Source organism: Agrobacterium sp. CCNWLW32 (assembly GCF_037083425.1).
Lineage (GTDB): Bacteria > Pseudomonadota > Alphaproteobacteria > Rhizobiales > Rhizobiaceae > Agrobacterium > Agrobacterium radiobacter.
This window is the reverse complement of the sequence record NZ_JBAOJM010000004.1, coordinates 327,442-346,342: the sequence shown is the minus strand read 5'-3', so window position 1 is coordinate 346,342 and position 18,901 is coordinate 327,442. Positions and strand designations below refer to the sequence as shown.

Sequence of the window (18,901 nt, the reverse complement as noted above, 5' to 3'; positions counted from 1 at the left end):
CGTCAGAGGAGCTTGTCGAGAATGAACGGACGCTCAGCCGTTGCCGGCTTCGGCTCGCTTCCATCGGCGGCGCGTTTGTTGCGCATTTCGACCGGCGTGCTCGGTGGATCGATATCGCCCTTACGCCCGCAGGCGCTGAGAGCAAGGCTGACGGCGAGCGTCATGCCGATGGGAACGATGATTTTGCGCGCGGTTTTTGAAAGCATGAGCCTGTCCAAAGGAAATATGTGCCTCTCTGATAACGAAAAACAGGGCGCTTGTGCACCCTGTTTCTTGTGATCGCAGCGTAACGCAGATTTATCAGTTGCGTCCACGCCACCAGGCGATCTGCTTTCGCACTTCCGAAGGGGCCGTGCCGCCGAAACTGGTGCGGCTGGCGACCGATGCCTCGACCGAAAGAACGTCGAAAACGCCGCTGGTAATGGCCGGATGGATCGCCTGCAGGTCTTCCAGCGAAAGATCGGCCAGATCGCAGCCCTTCTTTTCGGCCAGAGCCACGGCATTGCCGGTCACATGGTGGGCATCGCGGAAGGGCAGGCCCGCCTCGCGCACCAGCCAGTCGGCGAGATCGGTGGCGGTGGAATATCCCGAACCGGCGGCCGCGCGCATGCGGTCCTTGCGCACTTCGAGATCGCGGATCATGCCGGTCATGGCGGCAATCGCCAGTTCCAGGCTTTCGGCAGCATCGAAAACCTGTTCCTTGTCTTCCTGCATGTCCTTGGAATAGGCGAGCGGCAGGCCCTTCATGACCGTCAGAAGCGCCACCAGCGAGCCGTTAATGCGGCCGGTCTTGGCGCGCACCAGTTCGGCTGCGTCAGGGTTCTTCTTCTGCGGCATGATCGACGAGCCGGTGGAAAAAGCGTCCGACAGGCGGATGAAGCCGAATTGCGGCGTCGACCAGATAACGATTTCTTCGGCGAGACGCGACAGATGCGTGGCGCAGATCGAGGCGATCGACAGGAATTCCAGCGCGAAATCGCGGTCGGAGACGGTGTCGATGGAGTTGCGGGTCGGCTCGCGGAAGCCGAGCGCCTTCGCCGTCATGTGGCGGTCAATGGGGTAGCCGGTGCCGGCAAGAGCGGCAGCACCGATCGGGCTTTCATCCAGATGCTCGATGGCGTGGCGCACGCGGGCGCGGTCACGGCCGAACATTTCCACATAGGCCATGCAATGATGGCCGAAGGTGACGGGCTGGGCTGTCTGCAGATGGGTGAAGCCGGGCATGACCGTATCGGCATTTTCTTCGGCGCGATCGAGGAAGGCGGCGATGAGCGCGGTCAGCATGCCCTCGGTCTTCTGCAATTCTTCCTTCACCCACAGGCGGAAATCGAGCGCCACCTGGTCGTTGCGCGAGCGGGCGGTGTGCAGGCGGCCGGCTGCCGTGCCGATGAGCGTTGCGAGCCGCGCTTCGATGTTCATATGAATATCTTCGAGCTTGCGCGAAAACTCGAAGCTGCCGGTTTCGATCTCTGACAGGATCGTGTTCAGGCCATCGGTGATCTTGTCTTTATCTTCCGGCGAAATAATGCCTTTAGATGCCAGCATGGCGGCATGCGCCATAGAGCCGCGGATATCCTGGGCGTAAAGCTTCTTGTCGAAGCCGATGGAGGCATTTATCTCTTCCATGATGGCAGATGGCCCGGAAGCGAAACGTCCGCCCCACATCTGGTTGGAGGATTTCTGATCTGTGCCGTCAGCCATGTTAAGTGCCCTGGAGTATTCGATGACAGAAAAAAGGCCGTTCAGGCTTCCTTCCGCCAAATTGGTTGCAATTGCTGCCGTGGCCGGTGTGCTCGCCGGTGCTGGCGCGGTCTGGTTCAGGCATATTGGGTCTGAGAGCCCGGTTCAAGGGGCAGCGGTGGCCGAGGGCGGTTTATGTGAAGGTGCGGCAAACCGCATCGCTTCGCTGAAGCCGTTTCTGAAAGGGCAGGTGGCGGCCATGTCGGCGGCGGACAAGCCGCGCGTCATCCCGCTGTCCTTCAAGGGACCGGAGGCTAAGGACATGACGCTTGCCGACCTCAAGGGCAAGGCGGTCCTTCTCAACCTCTGGGCCACATGGTGCGTGCCCTGCCGGGAAGAGATGCCGGCTCTGAACGCGCTGGAGAAGGAAAAGGGCGGCGAGAATTTTGAGGTCGTTGCCGTCAATATCGATGTCGGCGCGGATGAAAAACCGAAAGCCTTCATGGATGAATACAAGATCGACGCCCTGAAACACTACCGCGACAGTTCCATGGACGTCTTCAACGTTTTGAAAAAGGAAGGCCTCGCTTTTGGCCTGCCGGCCACCCTGCTGCTGGATGAAAATGGCTGCCTGCTCGCGGCCATGAACGGCCCGGCGGCGTGGGACAGCGAGGATGCCAAGGCGCTGGTGACCGCCGCGACGGGAAAATGATGCCGGTGGCTGGATCCATGAGTTGAGAGCCGCAACCGCCCTCAAGACAGGCCTGTCCAGGATGGGCCGGTGCAGACAAGCCAGCGTCCGCCCCGTATAATGATCCTGCTTCCGCCATGGAATAGGTGCCGACATGGAGTTGCTTATCCCCCGGCTTGGTCTTGCCCTTGCCATCGGCCTGCTCGTCGGCCTTGAGCGCGGCTGGCGGGAGCGTGATGCGCCGTCGGGCAGCCGTACCGCCGGGATCAGGACCTATGGCATTGCCGGCTTGCTCGGTGGCATCTTCGGCATCTTGGCCGATGAGCAGGGCAATGCCTTCGCCTTTGCGGCGGGTTTTTTGGGTTTCGCATTCAGTTTTTCGTGGTTCAAGCTGCGTGAGGCGCGCCATGACAATGATTTCAGTGTCACCGGCGTGGTTGCGGCGCTCTGCGTCTTTGCCCTCGGCGGGCTTGCGGTAACGGAGCAATATCAGGCGGCGGCTGCTGGTGGCGCGGCCCTTGCGGCATTGCTTGCGGGCAGGGAAGTTCTCCACCGTCTGCTGAAACGGCTGACATGGATCGAGCTGCGCTCCGCACTGGTGCTTGCAGTGATGACCGCCGTCGGCCTGTCGATCCTTCCAAACCGGACAATCGATCCGTGGGGCGGTTTCAACCCCTGGGAAATATGGCTGTTCACCGTGCTCAGCGCCACGATTTCCTATTGCGGCTATATTGCCGTGCGGTTGCTCGGCTCAACCCGCGGCCTGCTGGTGACCGGGCTGGCGGGTGCTCTGGTTTCATCGACCGCCGTAACCGCCAGCTTCGGGCAGAAGGCGAAAAGCGGCGAAAACGTCTGGCCTCTTGCCGGTGTGGCGGCGCTGGCCGCGGCTGTATCGCTGCTTCGGGTTCTCGCTATCGTCCTCGCCCTCTCGCTGACGACGTTTTCCCTCATCGCACCGGCAACGCTGACCGCTGCACTGGTTCTCGGATTGAGCGGCGCCGGCCTGATAAGACTGCAGGACACGCAGCCCGGACAGGAAATCGACGCAAAAAATCCGTTCGACTTGGTGCCCCTTGCCATCTTCGCCGCGCTCTTTGCTGCAACGCGAACGCTGAATGCCGTTCTTCTCGTCTGGATCGGCACGGGTGGTTTCATCGCCCTCACGGCTTTGTCGGCCATATTCGATGCCGATGTCGCCGTTCTCAGTGCGTTGCGAGCCAACGCGCAGAATCTTTCGCCTGATATCGTGGCGAGCGCAATTCTCGCCGCTCTCGCCGCAAACGCGGTAGGCCGCGTATTCGTCGCGGCCGTTTCCGGAACGCTCGTTTATTGCGGGTTGCTCACGGCCGCATCCGTCCTCGCCGCCGGCGCCGGAGCGGTCACTTATCTGCTGATTGCCTGAGAGTTCAGCCGAAGGCAGAGACGATATTGGTCCGGGCTCAGCGCGTGGGGACCGGCGTCTCGCCGCGATAGTCGTAGAATCCGCGGCCTGATTTGCGGCCGAGCCAGCCGGCCTCGACATATTTGACCAGCAGTGGGCAGGGACGGTATTTGCTGTCGGAGAGACCGTCATGCAGTACCTGCATGATCGACAAACAGGTGTCGAGACCGATGAAATCGGCAAGCTGCAGCGGTCCCATCGGGTGGTTGGCACCGAGGCGCATGGCGGTGTCGATGGCTTCCACCGAGCCGACGCCTTCATAGAGCGTGTAGATCGCCTCGTTGATCATCGGCAGCAGGATGCGGTTGACGATGAAGGCCGGGAAATCCTCGGCGACGGTGATCGCCTTTTCCAGCGTCCGCACATAATCCTTTGCCGCGTCGAAAGTCTTTTCATTGGTGGCGATGCCGCGCACCAGTTCCACCAGCTTCATGACCGGCACCGGGTTCATGAAGTGGATGCCCATGAACTGCTCGGGACGATCGGTGGCGGATGCAAGGCGAGTGATGGAGAGCGAAGACGTATTGGTGGCGAGCAGCGCTTCGGGCTTCAGGACCGGGCAGACCTGCGCATAAATCTTGCGCTTGATCTCTTCATTTTCCGTCGCGGCCTCAATGACGAGATCCATGGCTGCCAGATCATTGATATCAGTCGATCCGCTGATCAGCGCCAGCGCCTGCTTGCGGGCGTCGTCCGAAAGCTTGCCGTTGGTGACCTGGCGGGCGAGATTGCCGTTGATCGTGGCGAGACCGGCCTCGATGCCTTCCTTGGAAAGATCGTAGATATGGACCCTGTAACCGGCGATGGCGGAGACATGTGCAATGCCGCATCCCATCTGACCGGCTCCGATGACACCGATGTTTTTAAAGGGGGCGGTCATAGGTTGGTCTCCTCTCAGGGATTTTGTCTGCGTTATTGCCGGCGATGTTACGCATATCGCCGAAAAAGAGAAGGCGGCGCGTTTAAAAAACGCGCCGCCTCCAATTTATGCTTAAATTACAGCGATTTTTCGAGTTCCGGCAAGGCTTCGAACAGATCGGCGACGAGGCCGTAATCCGCAACCTGGAAGATCGGCGCTTCTTCATCCTTGTTGATGGCGACGATAACCTTCGAGTCCTTCATGCCGGCCAGATGCTGGATGGCGCCCGAAATGCCGGCGGCGATGTAAAGCTGCGGGGCAACCACCTTGCCGGTCTGGCCCACCTGCCAGTCGTTCGGCGCATAACCGGCATCGACGGCTGCGCGCGATGCGCCAACGGCTGCACCGAGCTTGTCGGCGACGGGAAGGATGACTTCCTTGAACTTCTCGGAAGAACCAAGTGCGCGGCCGCCCGAGATGATGATCTTCGCAGAGGTCAGTTCCGGACGGTCGGACGACGCCAGAGCATCGGAAACGAAGCTGGAAAGGCCGGGGTTTGCCGCCGCGCCGATGGTTTCGACCGGTGCCGAACCGCCTTCGGCCGCTGCCGCAAAGGCGGTCGGACGCACGGTGATGACCTTCTTGGCGTCGGTTGCCTGCACCGTCTGGATGGCGTTGCCGGCATAGATCGGGCGCTTGAAGGTATCAGGGCTGACGACCTCGATGATTTCCGAGACCTGGGCCACGTCGAGAAGGGCCGCAACGCGCGGCGTCACGTTCTTGGCGGATGCCGTCGCCGGGGCGATGATGACGTCATAGGAGGAGCTGAGCGAAACAACCAGCGCTGCCAGCGGTTCGGCGAGCGCGTTGGCATAAGATGTGTCTTCGGCGAGCAGCACCTTGGAAACACCGGAGAGTTTCGCGGCAGCGTCGGCAGCGCCCTTGGCATTGGCGCCGGCAACCAGCACATGGACGTCGCCGCCAATCTGCGTTGCCGCCGTCAGCGTCTTCGCCGTCAGGTCGGAAAGGGTTGCGTTGTCGTGTTCTGCCAGAAGAAGAATGGCCATAAGAATATCTCCCTTTTCCGAAACCTTAGAGGACGCCGTCGGCTTTAAGCTTTTCGACCAGCTCGGCAACCGAGCCAACCTTGATGCCGGCCTTGCGGCCCGCAGGTTCTTCGGTCTTCAGCACCTTCAGGCGCGGCGAAACATCGACGCCGAAATCGGCCGGAGCCTTCTTGTCGAGCGGCTTCTTTTTCGCCTTCATGATGTTCGGCAGCGAAGCATAACGCGGCTCGTTCAGGCGCAGGTCGGTGGTGACGACGGCGGGAAGCTTCAGCTCGATCGTCTGCAAACCGCCATCGACTTCGCGGGTGACCGCGACCTTGCCATCTGATGGTACGACCTTGGAGGCAAACGTGCCCTGGCCCCAGCCGAGAAGGGCGGCCAGCATCTGGCCGGTCTGGTTGCTGTCGTCGTCGATCGCCTGCTTGCCGACGATGACGAGACCGGGCTGTTCAGCCTCAGCGACACCCTTCAGCAGCTTGGCGACGGCGAGCGGCTCAACCGTTTCGTCGGTCTCGATGAGGATGGCGCGGTCGGCACCCATGGCGAGCGCGGTGCGCAGCGTTTCTTCCGCCTTGGCCGGGCCGATGGAGACGACCACGACTTCTTCGGCCTTGCCGGCTTCCTTCAAGCGAAGGGCCTCTTCCACCGAGATTTCGTCGAACGGGTTCATCGACATCTTCACATTGGCAAGCTCAACGCCAGAACCATCCGCTTTCACGCGGATTTTCACGTTGTAATCGACGACTCGTTTAACGGGGACAAGGATTTTCATCGGCGGCTTTCCTCAAACTCCTGTCCGCTTTGGCCAGTTGACCGCGCGGACCTCCAAAAACAGGTTGGCGACATGGATAAGCATTTTTCCCGCAAATACAACGGAGCAATCTTCATTATCACATGCACGTAAGGCATATCTTACGTTGACGTTAACGTAAATACTCTATCTCTGACGCAGGGTCTCATCTACCCCCGTCATAGCCCCGTTCGATTTGCGACAACCCTGTTGTTTGCGACGTATTCTTGAACTGCGCCGCCCTCGGCGCAACAATGGTTCGGTCAAACAGGGGCACGCCTCGCCTGCGCATGAAAACCACCAGGATCGCACCTGCAATTATGCCGCCGACATGGGCGCCCCAGGAGACGTTTTCTTCAAGCCCCAGCGCCAGCATCAGGAACTGCTGGCCAATCCACAGCGCCAGCGGAATGAAGGCGGGCAAAGGAAGCGGAATACGCATGAGAACCAGCACCCAGACACGCACCCTGGGATGCAGCAGGAAATAGGCCGCGACGACACCGGAAACCGCACCCGAAGCGCCGATCAGCGGCCCTTCCGATGTGGGTGAGACGACGCCGTGAAACAGCGCGCCGACAATGGCGCAGGCAAGATAGAAGATCAGGAAACGGAAATGGCCAAGCGCGTCCTCGACATTGTCGCCGAAGACCCAGAGAAACAGCATGTTGCCGGCCAGATGCCAGAAATCGAGATGCAGGAATGCGTAAGTGACAACGGTCAGATCGTCGGGCACCACCTGCAGGGCCGGTTCCAGATAGGCGTAGTCGAACACCACGGCCGGAATGAAACCAAGGCCGAGCGCTGCGGCATTGGCCTCGGTATCGCTGGCAAGCACGCCGGTAAACAGCCAGACCAGCACATTGACCACAATCAGGCCGATGGTGACATATTGCAGCCGGATATGTTTGAGGGAGTTCGCATCGTGCAGCGGTATGAACATGGAACGTCCTTCATTTGCGCAAGTGATGCGATCTAGCGGTTCTTGCCCGGAACCCACAATATGTCGGCCTTGCCGGCATCATTGGCGAAACGGGCCGCGACGAACAGGAAATCGGACAGGCGATTGGCATATTTCAGCGCCGCCGGGCTGACGATCTCATTCTCGGAAACGGAAAGCTCTACCATCAGCCTCTCCGCCCGGCGGCAGACGGTGCGCGCCAAGTGCAGATTGGCCGCTGCCGCGCTGCCGCCCGGCAGCACGAAAGAGGTCAGCGGTTCGAGGGCGGCATTGAGTTCGTCGATTTCATTTTCCAGCCGGGTGACCTGGCTTTCGACGATGCGCAGCGGCTCATAAGAAAGCGGCTCTCCACTATCAGGCGTGGCGAGATCGGCGCCGAGATCGAACAGATCGTTCTGGATGCGGAAGAGCATGGCATCCAGCCGTTCCAGCCCGCCCGTATGCAGTCGCGCGACGCCGATGGCCGAATTGGTCTCGTCCACCGTGCCGTAGGCCTCGACGCGAAGATCGTGCTTCAGCCGGCGCGGGCCGGAAACCAGCGCGGTCGTCCCTTTGTCGCCGGTGCGGGTGTAGATCTTATTCAGTTTCACCATGTCAACGGCCACCGCCGGTGAGCCAGAGGGTGAGCATGATCAGCACGATGGCGACGGCCTGCAGGAGAAGGCGAAGCTGCATCAGCTTGTTGGACCGGTTGGCATCCTGCCCCTTCAGCATGTTGAAGAGGCCGCGTATCAGCACGATGACGACGAGGCCCATGACGATAAGGGCCAGAACGGTGGTGAAGCCGGACATGCGGTATTACTCCTCCTCAATCGAATCTGCGCAGCAGACGATAGAAAAGTCCGGCAGGCAAGAGCCGTTTCAGGATAAGCCCCTGTTTGGCTGGCACCGTGACGGGATAATGCGGCTTCGGTTTTGCCGCCGTCAGGGCGTGTTTCAGCACGGCATAAACCGCATCGGGACCAAGCTTGTGACGGTTGACGGGACCGGAGCCATCCATGCGCGCCAGCTGGCGTTTATATTCCGCCGCATGGGCCGAATTTTCGAGATCGATATGCTCGTTGATATGGGCAAGCGCCGTCGTGGTGAATTTCGAGGTGATGGGACCGGGTTCGATCAGGCTCACATGGATGCCGCTGCCCTGAAGCTCCATGCGCAAGGTGACGCCCAGCCCCTCAAGCGCGAATTTCGAAGCGGTGTAAGCGCCGCGATAACGATAGGGCACGAGGCCGAGAATGGAGGAGCAATGCACGATGCGGCCGACGCCGCGGGCGCGCATGAAGGGAATGACCCGCCGTGTCAGATCGTGCCAGCCGAAGACATTGGTTTCGAACTGGGCTCTCAGCGCTTCGACAGGCAGGTCCTCCACCGCGCCCGGCTGGCCATAGGCGCCGTTGTTGAAAAGCGCATCGATGCGGCCGCCGGTTCGGGCGGCGACGGTATCCACCAGCGCGGCGATGGTTTCGGGCTTGGTGTAATCCATGATCAGGGTTTCGATGCCCTGATTTTCAAGCGCGGCCATGTCGGCGATACGGCGCACGGTGGCGAAAACCCGCCAGCCGTCCCGGTGGAGCGCGCCGGCGCAATAAGCGCCGATGCCCGAGGAACATCCGGTGATGATGATGACGGGCTTTTCAGACATCTGCCGCTCCGGGAAACCGACTATCGCTCTGGCCCGTTTGACCGGCCCATGGAAAACGCATTGCGCAAAATCCTTCTCAGTGACGGAACCGAAAGCCGGGCTTGCGCGCTGTACAAAGCGAAGCTGATTTCCCATATTCGGGACGAAGTTACAAATGAAATGCCGATGAATGGAGGTGACATGGTTGCCGCAGTGCGCCTGGCAGGCAAGGTTGCCTTCGATGCCTATTCCCATTTCGCCGAGGATGACGGCTGGGCGATGGCGAGCCATATGGCGCTTTCCATCCTGCTGGCGCTGTTCCCCTTTCTGATCTTCGGTACGGCGCTTGCCGGTTTTCTCGGCGCTGACCAGTTTTCCGAAACGGCGGTGCATCTGATTTTCGACACCTGGCCTGAGGCGATTGCCGGGCCGCTGGCGGCGCAGGTGCAGCAGGTGCTGACCATTCCGCGCGGCGGGCTGCTGACGATTTCGGTGCTGGCCGCCGCCTATTTTGCTTCCAATGGCGTCGAGGCGCTCCGAATTTCGCTCAACCGCGCCTATCGTGTCACCGAAACGCGATGGTGGTATATCACCCGCCTGCTCAGCCTGCTTTATGTGCTGATCGCCGTGGTCGTCTTTGCCGGCATCAGCATCGTGCTTGTTGCCGTGCCGGTTGCCACCTCTTTTGCCGAGCAGCGGTTCCCGTGGCTGACGGATGTGCTGAACACCATCTCCAGCCTTGGTCTTTACGGCACCATCGTGGTTCTGACGGCGGGGCTGGTGGCCGCGCATCTTTGGCTGCCCGCCGGCAAACGCCGTATCTGGGATGTCTGGCCGGGCATTCTCTTGACGATGATCTTCTGGGTCATCGGCGCGGCGATCTTCGCCTATTATCTCTCCACCTTCGCCAATTATGCCGCCACCTATGCCGGTCTTGCCTCCGTCATGGTGGTTCTGGTGTTTCTTTATATGGTCGGCGTCATCTTCATGCTCGGTGCGGAGGTCAATGCCGCGCTGATGAAATACAAGGTGCGGCAGATCATCCGCCGCAATATCGGCGGCAGCGGCGCGCGCCGGGAGCGGGCGCTAGAAGAGACCGACAAGCCGGCGGATATCTGAGGACGTCGCCCCTTCCGCCCGCAGGGCGGAAAGGCCGGTGCTGCCTTCGCTTTTCGAAAGCTTGCGGCCGTCTGCGCCCAAAATAAGCCGGTGATGGTGATAGGCGGGCTGCGGCAGGTCCAGCAGGTGTTGCAGCAGCCGGTGGATGGCGGTTGCGTGGAAGAGATCCATGCCGCGCACCACATGGGTGATGCCCTGCAGCGCATCGTCAACCACAACGGAGAGATGATAGCTCGAAGGCGCGTCGGAACGCGACAGCACCACATCGCCCCAGAGCGCGGGAAGGGCCTCGATCTGCCCGGTCCCGCCGTCGCCGCTCTCCTGCCAGAACAGAGGGATGCCGGCGGCGTGCATCGCCTTTTCCATGTCGAGCCGCCAGGCGTGCGGTCGGCCGGAGGCGAGCAGCGCATCCCGCTCCGCCTTTGGCCTCTCCCGGTCTATGGCCGGGTAAAGCGGCGCGTCATCAGGATCGCGTGGCCAGAGCCCTCCCTCCGCCTCAAAAATACGAACGATGGCCTTGGTTTCCCCACGGCTGAGAAAAGCCGGATAGGCGAGGCCCGCGTCGATCAACATGTCCAGCGCCGCGCGATACTCATCGAAATGTTCCGATTGCCGCCGCACCGGCTCTTCCCAGGAAAGTCCCAGCCAGCCGAGATCATCATGGATCGCCTGTTCCAGCTCCGGCGTGCAGCGCGTCTGGTCGATATCCTCGATGCGCAGCAGAAAGCGGCCGCCATTGTCCTGCGCCATGTCATGGTTCAGGAAGGCGGAAAGCGCGTGGCCGAGATGCAGCAGGCCGTTGGGGCTTGGCGCAAAACGGTAAACCGGTTTTTGACGGAAAGGCGAAGGCATGGTTTCTTCTGCCATGTTTTAAAGCGCCCCACCAGCCGGCTGGCGGCATATGGAATGACGGATATGAAAATCATTACCGGGATGGATGACATCAGCGAAGGGCTGGAGCATCTCGCCCACCTCGATCCGGCTCTCAGCCTCATTATCGAAAAAGCCGGTCCGCTGGAGCTGCGCATTCACGAGCCCGGCTTTGCCGGCCTTGCCCATATCGTCGTGTCGCAGATGGTGTCGCGCGCCAGCGCCAACGCCATATGGGCGCGTATCCTTACCGGCACCGGCGGCGTGGTCACGGCGGAAAATTATCTCGGCGCACCCGAGGAATTGCGCGCTGGCTTCGGCCTTTCCCGGGCCAAGGCGACGACGCTGGAAGGGCTGGCGCGCGCCGTTACGGAAAGGCAGATCGACCTTGACGGCGTGGTGCGCCAGGAGGCGGGTGCGGCGTTCTCCGAGCTGGTAGCGCTTCGTGGCATCGGCCCGTGGACGGCGGAAGTCTACCTGATGTTTTGCGGCGGGCATCCGGATATTTTCCCGGTCGGCGATGTGGCGCTGAGATCGGCGGTGGCCCACGCGCTTGATCTGGAGGTGAGGCCGGAAGCGAAATGGCTGGCGGAGCGTGCGGCACTCTGGTCGCCTTGGCGCTCCGTCGCCGCCCGGCTTTTCTGGGGCTATTATGCCAACATTATGCGGCGCGCCATGGTGCCTTTGCCGTGATGTTCCCGCGGCGCTAGAAGTCGGCGATCCGGTAGGGCAGCGCGCCACGCGACAGATGATCGAAATGCAGCTTGCGTTTCAACGGCGGTACGGCGCGTTGCACGCAATCCACCCTTTCGCAGACCCGACAGGAAATGCCGATCGGTTTGAAGGATGCCGCATTGCCGAGATCGAGCGTATCGGCATAAACGAAATTCTGCGCATGGGAAATTTCGCAGCCAAGCGCGATGGCGTAACGTGGTCTTTCCGTATCGAAACCCGCGCCAGCTTTCTCGATTTGCGTGGCGATGGAAAGATAGCGCACGCCGTCAGGCGTTTCCGCCAGTTGCCGCACGATCCTGTCGGAGCTTTCGAAAGCCTGATGGATATTCCAAAGCGGACAGGCCGCCCCGAAACGGGCAAATTGCAGCCGCGTGGCGCTGTGGCGTTTGGTAATGTTGCCGGCGCGGTCGATCTTGGCGAAAAAGATCGGCACGCCTTTCATGCCCGGGCGCTGCAAGGTGCTCAGCCGGTGGGCCACCTGCTCAAGGCTCGCGCCGAAGCGCACGGCGAGAAGCTCCAGATCGTGACGCAGTTCCTGAGCCGCCCGATGAAATTGCCCATAGGGCAGGATGAGGGCTGCGGCGAAATAATTGTGCAGTCCGATACGACAGATTTCCGCCGCTTCCACATTGCGGAATCCGGCACCGGCCAGCACCCTGTCCACCGTCGCGCCGGCGTGAAGCTGGGCGATCTGCAATGCAAGCTGAAAACAGCGGGTCGGCGCGGCCATGTAGGAGCTGAGAGCGAGCGTTTTGCCGGCGGGGTCGAAATGCCGGATCAACCCGCCTGCCGCCTCCGTTCTTGTGATATGGATGCCGTAACGGTTGCGCAGATGCGCGGCCAGAATGCCGTAGGTCTCGCCGCCTTCTATCTCCAGTTCTTCCGCCAGCTCTTCGGCCAGAAGGTCGATCTCGGCGACGTAATTGTCGACGAAGTGGAAGAAATCGCGCACCTCCTCATAGGGGGTTCTTTCCACCTGCGCGGTTCCGCGGCCCAGCCGGTCATCCAGCTGCACCAGCTGCTCGCTGTTCTGGCGATAGGCCTGATGGGCGCGCAGCAGCGCATGGGCAAAACCCGGCGCGTTCTGGGCGATCAGTTTCAGTTCCTGAAGGCCCGGTTCGTAGTTCATGAAGAGCGGATCTTTCAGCGCCTCACGCACGGCGGAAACCAGCCGGTCGCTTTCGCCCGTCGCCAGTTCCGCCATATCAAGCTGGAATTTTTCCACGAGCGTCACCAGAACGCTGGCCGAAACCGGGCGTTGATTGTTTTCGATCTGGTTCAGGTAGCTCGCGGAGATGCCCAGCCGCTCGGCAAATTGCGCCTGCGTGGCGCGGGCGTTTTCGCGAAGGCCGCGCACCTTGCGGCCGATGAAGAGTTTTTCCGTCGCCATATTGCAACTTTGCAAAATTAAATATTGCAAATATTTATGGCACGCATACGCGCACGATCAAGGCTTCTGGCAGACTATTTTCTGGGCTATGGATCGTAATGACAACGCATGGAGGAAACATGCCCGGCATTCTGGAGCAGTTGGAAACGCGGCGGGAAGAGGCGCGGCTCGGCGGCGGCGTCAAGCGCATTGAGGCGCAACACGCCAAGGGCAAGCTGACGGCGCGCGAGCGTATCGACGTGCTCTTGGATGAAGGTTCCTTCGAAGAATACGACATGTACGTCACCCACCGGGCGGTGGATTTCGGCATGGCGGGCCAGAAGATTGCAGGTGACGGCGTCGTCACCGGCTGGGGCACCATCAATGGCCGGCAGGTCTATGTTTTCTCGCAGGATTTCACCGTGCTCGGCGGTTCGCTGTCGGAAACCCATGCGCAGAAGATCTGCAAGATCATGGATATGGCGGTGCGCAATGGTGCGCCGGTGATCGGGCTGAACGATTCCGGCGGTGCGCGTATCCAGGAGGGTGTGGCCTCGCTCGGCGGTTATGCCGATGTGTTCAAGCGCAATGTCGTCGCCTCCGGCGTCGTGCCGCAGATATCAGTTATCATGGGGCCTTGTGCGGGTGGTGCTGTCTATTCGCCTGCCATGACCGATTTCATCTTCATGGTGCGCGATACCTCCTACATGTTCGTGACCGGGCCGGATGTGGTGAAGACCGTGACGAACGAGATCGTCACAGCGGAAGAGCTTGGCGGTGCCTCCACCCATACGAGAAAATCCTCCGTCGCTGACGGCGCTTATGAAAACGACATCGAGACGCTGGAACATGTGCGGCTGCTGTTCGATTTTCTGCCGCTCAACAATCGCGAAAAACCACCTGTCCGGCCGTTTCATGACGATCCGGCGCGGCTGGAGGCACGTCTCGATACGCTGATCCCTGACAGTTCCAACAAACCCTACGACATGAAGGAACTGATCCACGCGCTGGCCGATGAGGGAGACTTCTTCGAGCTGCAGGAAGCCTTTGCCCGCAACATTATCACCGGCTTCATTCGCCTCGAAGGCCAGACGGTGGGGGTTGTCGCCAACCAGCCGATGGTGCTGGCCGGCTGCCTCGATATCGACGCCTCGCGCAAGGCCGCCCGTTTCGTGCGCTTCTGCGATGCCTTCAACATTCCGCTGCTGACGCTGGTGGATGTGCCGGGTTTCCTGCCGGGAACGGCGCAGGAATATGGCGGCGTCATCAAGCACGGGGCTAAACTTCTCTTCGCCTATTCGGAGGCGACGGTGCCGATGGTGACGCTGATCACCCGCAAGGCCTATGGCGGCGCCTATGACGTGATGGCGTCCAAACATATCGGTGCGGATGTGAACTACGCCTGGCCGACGGCGGAAATCGCCGTGATGGGAGCAAAAGGAGCGGCCGAAATCCTCTATCGTTCCGAGCTTGCCGATCCCGAGAAGATTGCCGCGCGCACGAAAGAATATGAGGAGCGTTTCGCCAATCCCTTCGTGGCGGCGGAACGCGGTTTCATCGATGAGGTCATCATGCCGCATTCCTCACGCCGCCGCATCGCCCGCGCCTTCGCGTCGCTGCGCAACAAGAGCGTCGAAACCCGCTGGAAGAAACACGACACCATTCCGCTCTGATTTGCTGCAGGGCTGGAAAAATGCTTCGGCCACCTTACTATATGGATGTTCAGGCGCCCGGATTTCCGGATGTCCTCCCGAAACGCACAAGGACAGTTTTTCATGGCCGAAAATTCCTCCGCAGATAATTTCCCCGCCGGATATGAAGTGCCCAAGGTCTGGACCTGGGATAAGGGCAATGGCGGCCAGTTCGCCAATATCAACCGTCCGATCGCCGGTCCCACCCATGAGAAGAAACTGCCCGTCGGCAAGCACCCGCTGCAGCTTTATTCGCTGGCGACGCCGAACGGCCAGAAGGTCACCATCATGCTGGAAGAATTGCTGGCTGCCGGCCACAAGGGCGCAGATTATGATGCGTGGCTGATCAAGATCGGCGAAGGCGACCAGTTCGGTTCCGGTTTCGTCGGCGTCAATCCGAATTCCAAGATCCCGGCGCTGATGGATCATTCAACCCCTGAGCCGACGCGTGTTTTCGAAAGTGGCTCCATTCTCGTTTATCTCGCGGAAAAATTCGGCGCCTTCCTGCCGAAGGAGGGCAATGCCCGCACGCAGGCGCTGAACTGGCTGTTCTGGCAGATGGGCTCCGCCCCCTTCCTCGGCGGCGGTTTCGGCCATTTTTACGCCTATGCGCCGGTGAAGATCAAATATGCGATCGACCGTTACGCCATGGAGGTCAAACGCCAGCTCGACGTGCTGGACCGGCACCTCGCCGACAACCGTTATCTCGCCGGTTCGGAATATACGATCGCCGATATGGCCGTCTGGCCGTGGTATGGCAAGATCGCGCTCGGTCAGGCCTATGGCGATGCCGGTGCGTTCCTTGAAGCGGACAGCTATAAGAACGTCATGCGCTGGACGCTTGAAATCGGCGAGCGCCCGGCGGTCAAGCGCGGTGTGATCGTCAACAAAACCTCGGGCGATCCGTCCGAACAATTGCATGAACGCCATGATGCCTCCGACTTCGAAACGAAGACTGAGGACAGGATCGGCAAGGCATAACGAAAAGATTAGAGCGCTAAAAGCGCTCTAACTATTTGAATTGACGCATTTCCGGACGTAAAAGCGATTCCGCTTTTACTGGAAATGTTCTGGAAGGACTAAAGATGGCGAACCTGCCCGAAATGACCAAACACAAGGGATTTCCCTCCGGCATGCCGAGCACGGGCGTCCAGTTCACCATCCGTCGCGCCAACCCCAAAGGGGTAACACCGATCAAGATGATACCCCGCCGGGCGCGCAACGATACCAAGGAGCATCGCATCGATGCCGCCTTCCTGCACTCACTCTGGCACCATTTTGGTGCCGAGCCCTTCGAGCGCGGCAATCTCGACGCCGCCCGCCTCAACCTGCTTTTCGGCCGTGAGGTCATACCTGCGGAAAAGAATTTCGATCCGCTTTCCTATCAGGCGATGCTGGTCATCGATGAGCGCGTTGCCCGGCAGAATTTCCCGGAATCATTCGAGAATTTTTTCGAGATTTGAGGGCAGGCGACGGCATTTTTCCTGAGGGGGAGGAGGAACATGATTGTCGACATACTCCATATGGACCTGCAATGGCTGCGACGCTGGGTGAGGCAACGTCGCGGCGGTAACGCGGGCAGAGCATCGGGCAGTCGTGATCCAAAGCCAAAGATGACGCCGGAAGCTGCCCGGCTCGATCACCGGCAGATGCTGCGTTTCATGGCGTTCAATGCGGCGGTCGGCGTGCTGATCGGCGTCTGCGTCGGTGCAGCGCTGATTTTTCTCGACATTGGCGGTTTGGGCGCGCGCATCGGCCGCGCCGCAAATCCGGTTGTGCCGGTATTGCTGGTGGTCGTGCCCATCGCGTCCCTGTTCGGCGCGGCGGCCACCGCCTCGGCGATCCTGATGATGCCCTATGAAAAGAAATTCCGCGACGATGATGACGATGCGAGGGGAGAATAACCGCATGATCAAGAAAATCCTCATCGCCAATCGCGGCGAGATTGCCTGCCGAGTCATCAAGACGGCGAAGAAGATGGGCATCGCCACTGTCGCGGTCTATTCGGATGCGGACGCCAATGCGCTGCATGTGAGACAAGCGGATGAAGCCGTTCATATCGGCCCGGCTCCCTCGTCGCAGTCCTATATCGTCATCGATAAAATTCTGGAGGCGATCGCGAAGACCGGGGCGGATGCGGTCCATCCCGGTTACGGTTTCCTGTCGGAAAATGCTGCCTTCGCCGAGGCTCTGGAAAAGGCGGGCGTCGCCTTCATCGGCCCGCCTGTCGGCGCGATCGAGGCGATGGGCGACAAGATCACCTCGAAGAAACTGGCCGCGGAAGCGGGCGTTTCCACCGTTCCCGGCCATATGGGGCTGATCGAGGATGCGGATGAGGCGGTGAGGATCGCATCGCAGATCGGTTATCCCGTCATGATCAAGGCGTCCGCCGGCGGCGGCGGCAAGGGCATGCGCATCGCCTTCAACGACACCGAGGCGCGTGAGGGGTTTCAGTCCTCGAAAAACGAGGCGAAATCCTCCTTTGGCGACGATCGCATCTTCATCGAGAAATTCGTCACCCAGCCACGCCATATCGAAATTCAGGTGCTGGGCGACAAGCACGGCACCATCCTCTATCTCGGTGAGCGCGAATGCTCGATCCAGCGCCGCAACCAGAAGGTCATCGAGGAAGCGCCGTCACCCTTTCTGGATGAAGCGACCCGCAAGGCCATGGGCGAGCAGGCCGTGGCGCTGGCAAGGGCGGTCGGTTACCATTCGGCCGGCACGGTGGAATTCATCGTCGATGGTGAACGCAATTTCTATTTTCTGGAAATGAACACCCGCCTGCAGGTGGAACATCCGGTGACGGAGCTTGTTACCGGCATCGATCTGGTCGAGCAGATGATCCGTGTGGCATCAGGTGAAAAGCTTTCCTTCGCACAGGCGGATGTGAAACTGAACGGCTGGGCGATTGAAAGCCGGCTTTATGCCGAAGATCCCTATCGCAACTTCCTGCCTTCCATTGGCCGGCTGACGCGCTATCGACCACCGCGGGAAGGTGCGCAGGAGAACGGAACGGTCATCCGCAACGATACCGGCGTCTTCGAAGGCGGCGAAATCTCGATGTATTACGATCCGATGATCGCCAAACTGTGCAGCTGGGGCCAGGATCGCGAGACGGCCATCGACGCCATGGGGCAGGCGCTGGACCGTTTCGAGGTGGAGGGCATCGGCCACAATCTGCCCTTCCTGTCGGCCGTCATGCAGCATGAGCGGTTCCGGGCCGGAAGGCTCACGACGGGCTTTATCGCGGAAGAATTTCCGGAAGGGTTTTCCGGCGTCGAGCCGGATGAAGCCGAGGCGCGTAAGCTTTCCACCATTGCCGCCATCATCAACCAGCGCGTACAGAACCGCGCGGTCGAAATTTCCGGCACCATCGGTAATCACCGCCGCATTGTCGGCCATGACTGGGTGGTTTCATTTGGCGCATTGCACCAAAGGGTCAGCGTTGAAACCGGTCCGGATGGCACGGTGGTCCGTTTTGAGGACGGGGCGGCTTTGGCCATCGATACCGGCTGGCTTCCGGGCCAGAGTCTGGGTCTGTTCACGGTGGCGGGCGAAGTTATCGCCGCCAAGGTTGATCTTGCCGGCGCGGCGGTTCGCCTGCGCTGGGGCGGCATGGATATTCTTGCCCGCGTACGCAGCCCGCGCGTGGCGGAGCTGGCGCTGCTGATGCCGGAAAAACTGCCGCCGGATACATCGAAACTGCTGCTCTGCCCCATGCCTGGTGTCATCACCGGTATTTCGGTGGGCGAAGGCGACGAGGTGGAGGCCGGGCAGGCGCTGGCGACTGTGGAGGCCATGAAGATGGAAAACATCCTGCGCGCGGAAAAACGCGGTCGCGTTGCCAGGGTGGCGGCAAAACCGGGCGACAGCCTCGCGGTGGACGAAGTCATTCTCGAATTCGAGTGATAGCCGCTGCCGTTTTCCGGAACGGATGCGGGCCGGAGCGGTTTACGGGGTCGGGCCTGCGGGCGGCCGTTCGATTTTCGTCACGATCACCGGCCACA

The 18,901-nt window shown here is 60.6% G+C and carries 20 protein-coding genes; 9 read left to right on the top strand and 11 right to left on the bottom strand.

Annotated elements, in window-relative coordinates; genetic code table 11:
* Positions 1 to 2: 2 nt before the first annotated feature.
* Positions 3 to 206, bottom strand: coding sequence for an LPS translocon maturation chaperone LptM (gene lptM, locus V6R85_RS12010; RefSeq protein WP_020012158.1), 204 nt, complete (start codon positions 204 to 206; stop codon positions 3 to 5).
* A 94-nt stretch (positions 207 to 300) separates the two neighbouring features.
* Positions 301 to 1,701: an argininosuccinate lyase gene (gene argH, locus V6R85_RS12005; protein WP_087745924.1), complete on the bottom strand. Its 1,401-nt coding sequence runs from the start codon at positions 1,699 to 1,701 to the stop codon at positions 301 to 303.
* 22 nt (positions 1,702 to 1,723) lie between these two features.
* On the opposite strand from argH, the gene tlpA reads away from it, so the two are divergent.
* Positions 1,724 to 2,392 (top strand): thiol:disulfide interchange protein TlpA, encoded by a 669-nt coding sequence (gene tlpA, locus V6R85_RS12000; RefSeq protein WP_087745921.1) that lies wholly within the window; start codon positions 1,724 to 1,726, stop codon positions 2,390 to 2,392.
* 133 nt (positions 2,393 to 2,525) lie between these two features.
* Positions 2,526 to 3,773: an MgtC/SapB family protein gene (locus V6R85_RS11995; protein WP_087745919.1), complete on the top strand. Its 1,248-nt coding sequence runs from the start codon at positions 2,526 to 2,528 to the stop codon at positions 3,771 to 3,773.
* Between the two features lie 37 nt (positions 3,774 to 3,810).
* Here V6R85_RS11995 and V6R85_RS11990 read toward each other — a convergent pair whose 3' ends face one another.
* The 7 genes from V6R85_RS11990 to V6R85_RS11960 form a co-directional block, all read right to left on the bottom strand.
* Positions 3,811 to 4,692, bottom strand: a complete 882-nt coding sequence (locus tag V6R85_RS11990; RefSeq protein WP_003509938.1) for a 3-hydroxybutyryl-CoA dehydrogenase — start codon at positions 4,690 to 4,692, stop codon at positions 3,811 to 3,813.
* A gap of 116 nt (positions 4,693 to 4,808) precedes the next feature.
* Entirely contained in the window at positions 4,809 to 5,738 is a 930-nt protein-coding gene (locus V6R85_RS11985) for an electron transfer flavoprotein subunit alpha/FixB family protein (RefSeq protein ID WP_111833915.1), read from the bottom strand.
* 25 nt (positions 5,739 to 5,763) lie between these two features.
* Complete coding sequence (locus tag V6R85_RS11980) at positions 5,764 to 6,510, bottom strand: electron transfer flavoprotein subunit beta/FixA family protein (protein WP_020812916.1); 747 nt, start codon at positions 6,508 to 6,510, stop codon at positions 5,764 to 5,766.
* Positions 6,511 to 6,694: 184 nt separating this feature from the next.
* Positions 6,695 to 7,468 (bottom strand): rhomboid family intramembrane serine protease, encoded by a 774-nt coding sequence (locus V6R85_RS11975; protein WP_020012151.1) that lies wholly within the window; start codon positions 7,466 to 7,468, stop codon positions 6,695 to 6,697.
* A 32-nt stretch (positions 7,469 to 7,500) separates the two neighbouring features.
* Positions 7,501 to 8,079, bottom strand: coding sequence for a cob(I)yrinic acid a,c-diamide adenosyltransferase (locus tag V6R85_RS11970; protein WP_020812917.1), 579 nt, complete (start codon positions 8,077 to 8,079; stop codon positions 7,501 to 7,503).
* 1 nt (position 8,080) lies between these two features.
* Positions 8,081 to 8,278 carry a twin transmembrane helix small protein gene (locus V6R85_RS11965; protein WP_020812918.1) on the bottom strand — a complete coding sequence of 66 codons (198 nt, stop codon included), beginning with the start codon at positions 8,276 to 8,278 and terminating at the stop codon, positions 8,081 to 8,083.
* A 16-nt stretch (positions 8,279 to 8,294) separates the two neighbouring features.
* The gene (locus V6R85_RS11960; protein ID WP_111780484.1) at positions 8,295 to 9,128 is read right to left on the bottom strand and encodes an SDR family oxidoreductase; all 834 of its coding nucleotides are present in this window, start codon (positions 9,126 to 9,128) and stop codon (positions 8,295 to 8,297) included.
* 180 nt (positions 9,129 to 9,308) lie between these two features.
* Between V6R85_RS11960 and V6R85_RS11955 the strand changes: the two genes are divergently transcribed.
* Complete coding sequence (locus tag V6R85_RS11955) at positions 9,309 to 10,226, top strand: YihY/virulence factor BrkB family protein (RefSeq protein WP_003509587.1); 918 nt, start codon at positions 9,309 to 9,311, stop codon at positions 10,224 to 10,226.
* Here V6R85_RS11955 and gluQRS read toward each other — a convergent pair.
* Complete coding sequence (gene gluQRS / locus V6R85_RS11950) at positions 10,194 to 11,093, bottom strand: tRNA glutamyl-Q(34) synthetase GluQRS (protein WP_111833914.1); 900 nt, start codon at positions 11,091 to 11,093, stop codon at positions 10,194 to 10,196. The two genes, V6R85_RS11955 and gluQRS, sit on opposite strands and share 33 nt — an antisense overlap.
* A gap of 39 nt (positions 11,094 to 11,132) precedes the next feature.
* Between gluQRS and V6R85_RS11945 the strand changes: the two genes are divergently transcribed.
* Positions 11,133 to 11,789, top strand: a complete 657-nt coding sequence (locus tag V6R85_RS11945; RefSeq protein ID WP_162695481.1) for a DNA-3-methyladenine glycosylase family protein — start codon at positions 11,133 to 11,135, stop codon at positions 11,787 to 11,789.
* Between the two features lie 13 nt (positions 11,790 to 11,802).
* Here V6R85_RS11945 and V6R85_RS11940 read toward each other — a convergent pair whose 3' ends face one another.
* A complete protein-coding gene (locus V6R85_RS11940; protein ID WP_003509584.1) occupies positions 11,803 to 13,221 on the bottom strand; it encodes a helix-turn-helix domain-containing protein in 1,419 nt (472 codons plus the stop codon).
* 119 nt (positions 13,222 to 13,340) lie between these two features.
* Here V6R85_RS11940 and V6R85_RS11935 point away from each other — a divergent pair, with 119 nt between their 5' ends.
* The 5 genes from V6R85_RS11935 to V6R85_RS11915 all read left to right on the top strand — a co-directional run bounded on the left by V6R85_RS11935 (position 13,341) and on the right by V6R85_RS11915 (position 18,803).
* The gene (locus V6R85_RS11935) at positions 13,341 to 14,873 is read left to right on the top strand and encodes an acyl-CoA carboxylase subunit beta (protein ID WP_080864779.1); all 1,533 of its coding nucleotides are present in this window, start codon (positions 13,341 to 13,343) and stop codon (positions 14,871 to 14,873) included.
* Between the two features lie 102 nt (positions 14,874 to 14,975).
* Positions 14,976 to 15,872 (top strand): glutathione-dependent disulfide-bond oxidoreductase, encoded by an 897-nt coding sequence (yghU, locus tag V6R85_RS11930; RefSeq protein ID WP_031234462.1) that lies wholly within the window; start codon positions 14,976 to 14,978, stop codon positions 15,870 to 15,872.
* A 104-nt stretch (positions 15,873 to 15,976) separates the two neighbouring features.
* Positions 15,977 to 16,354 (top strand): hypothetical protein, encoded by a 378-nt coding sequence (locus tag V6R85_RS11925; RefSeq protein WP_003509581.1) that lies wholly within the window; start codon positions 15,977 to 15,979, stop codon positions 16,352 to 16,354.
* Between the two features lie 39 nt (positions 16,355 to 16,393).
* Positions 16,394 to 16,795: a hypothetical protein gene (locus V6R85_RS11920; protein ID WP_003509580.1), complete on the top strand. Its 402-nt coding sequence runs from the start codon at positions 16,394 to 16,396 to the stop codon at positions 16,793 to 16,795.
* 4 nt (positions 16,796 to 16,799) lie between these two features.
* Positions 16,800 to 18,803 (top strand): acetyl-CoA carboxylase biotin carboxylase subunit, encoded by a 2,004-nt coding sequence (locus V6R85_RS11915; protein WP_099087383.1) that lies wholly within the window; start codon positions 16,800 to 16,802, stop codon positions 18,801 to 18,803.
* The last annotated feature ends 98 nt before the right edge of the window (positions 18,804 to 18,901 follow it).